Below are 4,158 nucleotides of genomic sequence, written 5' to 3' on the forward strand. Positions count from 1 at the left end.
GATAAGCGCCGCATTCCTGAACAATACATGGCCATCAAGCAGATCGCCGAACAGTCGATGGTAGATGCAGGCGGTACGGTTACGCACCATCACGCGCTCGGACGAGATCATCGCCCCTGGTACGACAAGGAGCGTCCAGAATTATTCTGCTCAGCGCTGCGCGCGGCAAAGCAAATCCTCGACCCTCGTGCAATCTTGAACCCCGGAATTCTTTTCGATCCGTCGTAACAGGCGCCCACAAAGATGCGTCAATTTGGAGGTATCAATGAAAGGCGTGCTTTCCGGAATCCGGGTACTTGATCTCAGCCGAATTCTTGCGGGACCGTGGTGTACCCAGGTTCTCGCTGACCTCGGCGCCGACGTCGTCAAAGTCGAGCGCCCTGGCAGTGGCGACGATACGCGCGCATGGGGGCCGCCGTTCGCCCGTGGCCCCGATGACGCGCCAAGCCGTGAGTCTGCATACTTCCTCGCAGCGAATCGCGGCAAGCGCTCGATCGCGATCGACTTTAGCGTATCGGCCGGGCAAGATGTAGTGCGAAAACTCGCAGCCGACGTCGACGTCGTAATAGAGAACTTCAAATTCGGTGACATGCGCCGATATGGACTAGACTATTCGACGTTGCACGCGGTGAATCCGAAGCTTGTCTACTGCTCGATCACGGGTTTCGGACAGAGCGGACCGTATCGCGAACGTGCCGGCTATGATTTCGTAATCCAGGCGATGGGCGGGTTAATGAGCGTCACTGGCGAACGCGACGATCTCCCTGGCGGCGGCCCGCAGAAGTGCGGCGTGCCAATCTCTGATTTGATGACAGGCATGTATGCGACAGTGGCGATCCTTGGCGCGCTTAACGAACGTCATGTGAGCGGGCGCGGCCAGCATATCGACATGAGCCTGCTAGACACGCAGATCGGCTGGCTTGCCAATCACGGGCTGAACTATCTCGTCTCAGGTGACAACCCTAAGCGTTGGGGTAACGCGCATCCAAATCTGTGTCCTTATCAGTCGTTCGATGCAAGCGATAGCGCGATGATCGTTGCCGTTGGTAATGACCGTCAGTTTCAGTCTCTTTGCCGGGTACTTGGACTGGAGCAGATTGCGTCGTTGCCCGAATTCGCATCGAACAGCGGGCGCTTGGCTAATCGAGAACTTTTGGTCGAGCAGATCCAGCGCGCGCTGGGTCGCGCTCCACGTGAACGATGGCTTGCCAAACTCGAAGCAGCGGGTGTCCCGGCTGGCCCGATCAATTCTGTTGCACAGGCGCTCGCGGACCCACATGTTCTCGAGCGGGGCATGACGTTTTCCCTACCGCATGCGATGGGTTCAGAGGTGCCGCAAATCGCCAATCCGATTAAGTTTTCTCGCTCGCCGGTCCAATACGACCGTCCGCCGCCGGCTCTCGGCGAACACACAGACGAGGTGCTGAGAGCGGCGGGTCTTTCTGACGCAGCGATCGCGGGCCTCAGAGAATCCGGCGTAGTCGGGCCCAGTAATCTGCGGACGCCTGTTCGCAGCTGACTTGGGGCCTTACAAAGCGACGAAGAAATATAGGTTTCAAAATCGGCGCAGCACTGACAATGCTTCACCGACGACGCGGCCGCGGAGAATCGGCTCCAGGTCGCGTCAGTAACAAGTTTGGCCACGCGCCTTCATCCACACGACAACTACTACCTGGATATCGGCTCTGAACAAATTTTGTAGTACTGAAAATTGTGGAGACGAGACATGCATCAGATCGACCCGACTGTGACCTACATCATCATCGGAGCCCTCATCGCTTACATTGCGGCAACCGCGTTGCTGACCGTCAAATTGCGAAGTAGGGATTCAAGCGACTTCATGGTCGCCGCACGTTCCATGCCGGCGATTGTCGTCGGCATTTTAATGATGTCAGAATTTGTGGGCGCGAAATCGACCATCGGTACGGCACAAGCCGCGTTCGAGTCCGGCGCCGCTGCGATGTGGGCAGTACTCAGCGCCGCGATCGGCTTTCCCCTGTTTGGCATCTTTTTGGCCAAGAAACTTTATACGTCTGGGGAATTCACGATTTCCGGCGCAGTTGCGAAGCGCTATGGCAGATCGACGCAGATAACAGTGTCACTCATCATGATATACGCGCTGCTCTTGGTCAACGTCGGCTATTACGTGAGCGGCGCTGCCGCTCTATCGACGATTCTTAACATCCCGCTCGGGCCTGCGGCCATCGTCACGGCGGTGGTCAGCACCTTCTATTGCGCGATTGGCGGGATGAAGAGCGTCGCATACGTATCCGTGGTTCACACAGTGGTGAAGTGTGTCGGCGTTTTCGTTGTGCTGGGCGTCGCGCTGACGTTGTCCGGTGGCATTCGACCAATGGTGGAACACATGCCGCAATTCAACTTCAGCGCCACAGGTAAAATCGGCTTTCCGACCATCTTTGCTTGGTCTATCGCGAACATCGGCGCGATCTTTTCGACGCAGTACATCGTTCAGGCGGTGTCTTCGCTGAAAAGTGCGAACAGCGCGCGTACTTCGACATACATCGCGGGTGCATTGTGCATACCCGTCAGTATTGCCCTCGGGCTAATCGGTGTGGCCGCGAAGTATCTGTTTCCCGGAATGAAGAGCCTTTACGCCTTTCCGGTCTTCATGACATATATGTCGCCGGTACTCGCGGCAATAGTTGCAATATCGCTGGCCGCATCGGTATTCGTCGGTGTGTGCAGCGTATGCCTTGCTATCTCGTCCTTGATCGTAAAAGATTTCTATAGCCCGATGCGTCACCCTTCGCCTGAACAGGAATTTCGTATGTCTCGATTGCTGTCGATTCCAATTGGTTTCGTACCGCTCGCGTTTGTCTTCTTCTTTCCCGAGGTGCTGCACCTGTCCTTCTTCACGCGCGCGATTCGCTTGTCAATAGCGGTGGTGGCGGTGCTCGGTTTTTACCTGCCGTTATTCAGCAGTAGCCGGGGCGCAACATGGGGGCTGCTGAGCGCAGTCCTTGCGACCACAGCGTGGTACGCGATGGGCGATCCATATGGCATCGATAATATCTACATTGCGCTGGCAGCGCCGCCGATAGTGATGGCGCTTGATCGACTTTTTCCAAAAGCGGCAGACAAACGTCAGGTGGCACCCATTACAAACAATGTCGAATAGGACCCTTCCATATGACTCTCTTTTCCTTCGCCGATGAGCGACCCCGAGTTTCGTCCGATGCCTACATTGCACCCAATACCGTCGTGATCGGTGACGTGCGCATCGGTATCGGCAGCAGCGTCTGGCCGCAAGCCGTTCTACGCGGTGATAACGATGCAATCTCGAGGTTCAGCTTGTTGGCGTCCTTAAGCAGTGTCCAGCGCATCCCTTTAAGTTCTGGGTCGGCTTTCTGTTGTTGGCGCCGGACCGTATCAAGCGCCTTGGACGCATGGGCGACGACGTGAAACTTGTCGAACGTCACTCGCGCATTGGGCAGATGTTCGCCGACGCCTTTGATGAACGCGGGCGACATGTCGATGCTCACGGACGTCATTTGCTCAGGCGTGCCGTGATGCTGGCTAAGGTGGGCCGCAAAGCTCTCAATCGTCTTCGCGTCACGGCGAGGCGTGACGAATACGACGCGCCGAGCCTGCATATCGGCGACCAGCGTCAGATATTCGTGGCCTCGCCGGTACGAGGTTTCGTCGATGGCCACCGAGCTGACGTCCGACAGGTTCGCCGACGCCAGCGCGAGTTCCACATAGCGCGAGCAGATGGCATGCACCCGATGCCAGGACAGATTGACGATGCGCGCCACTGCGGCAAACGGCATCTGTTGCGCCAGCATCAGCACCAGGGCCTCGAACAGCAACGTGAAACCGTCGAGTTGGCCGACCCATTCCGGCACGACCAGCCGCACCGAGCCATCGGGCAAGCGCACGCGCGGCACACGCACTGAAGCGCACCGGGTTTTCCGGAGACCTTTACTCCTGAGAGAATAGAGTCATGGAAAACCTCGAAAAAGCAAAACGGAAGACGGCGCCGAAATATTCAGCGGAAGTGCGTGAGCGCGCGGTTCGTAGAGCTATCGTTGAAACTGGTGTACGCGGCGTGGAGAAGAGACGGAAGAAGGCGGTGGCGATTGAAGGAGAATGTTGCTTCTCACGGTAACACTTCCACAATCGAACTCCACCACCATG

Annotated in this window: 4 protein-coding genes and 1 pseudogene; 4 read left to right on the forward strand and 1 reads right to left on the reverse strand. The window is 57.0% G+C overall.

Annotation, left to right across the window (positions count from 1 at the left end; genetic code table 11):
- From NCT32_RS36435 to NCT32_RS36445, 3 genes are all read left to right on the forward strand, one after another.
- On the forward strand, positions 1-228 hold a 228-nt coding region (locus tag NCT32_RS36435; protein WP_284508641.1), incomplete at its 5' end, for an FAD-binding oxidoreductase.
- A 37-nt stretch (positions 229-265) separates the two neighbouring features.
- Entirely contained in the window at positions 266-1,519 is a 1,254-nt protein-coding gene (locus NCT32_RS36440) for a CaiB/BaiF CoA-transferase family protein (RefSeq protein ID WP_061121962.1), read from the forward strand.
- Between the two features lie 207 nt (positions 1,520-1,726).
- A complete protein-coding gene (locus NCT32_RS36445; protein ID WP_250491503.1) occupies positions 1,727-3,139 on the forward strand; it encodes a sodium:solute symporter family protein in 1,413 nt (470 codons plus the stop codon).
- Positions 3,140-3,269: 130 nt separating this feature from the next.
- Here the strand turns inward: NCT32_RS36445 and NCT32_RS36455 are convergent.
- A pseudogene (locus NCT32_RS36455) lies at positions 3,270-3,914 on the reverse strand (transposase); the annotation flags it as partial.
- Positions 3,915-3,964: 50 nt separating this feature from the next.
- Here NCT32_RS36455 and NCT32_RS36460 point away from each other — a divergent pair.
- Positions 3,965-4,129 carry a hypothetical protein gene (locus tag NCT32_RS36460; protein ID WP_250491504.1) on the forward strand — a complete coding sequence of 55 codons (165 nt, stop codon included), beginning with the start codon at positions 3,965-3,967 and terminating at the stop codon, positions 4,127-4,129.
- Positions 4,130-4,158 lie beyond the last annotated feature (29 nt).

The organism is Caballeronia sp. INML2 (assembly GCF_023631365.1).
GTDB lineage: Bacteria > Pseudomonadota > Gammaproteobacteria > Burkholderiales > Burkholderiaceae > Caballeronia > Caballeronia turbans.

Coding starts and splice junctions, on each gene's coding strand:
- NCT32_RS36440 (WP_061121962.1), top strand. CDS start 266: ATGAAAGGCGTGCTTTCCGGAATCCGGGTACTTGATCTCAGCCGAATT.
- NCT32_RS36445 (WP_250491503.1), top strand. CDS start 1,727: ATGCATCAGATCGACCCGACTGTGACCTACATCATCATCGGAGCCCTC.
- NCT32_RS36460 (WP_250491504.1), top strand. CDS start 3,965: ATGGAAAACCTCGAAAAAGCAAAACGGAAGACGGCGCCGAAATATTCA.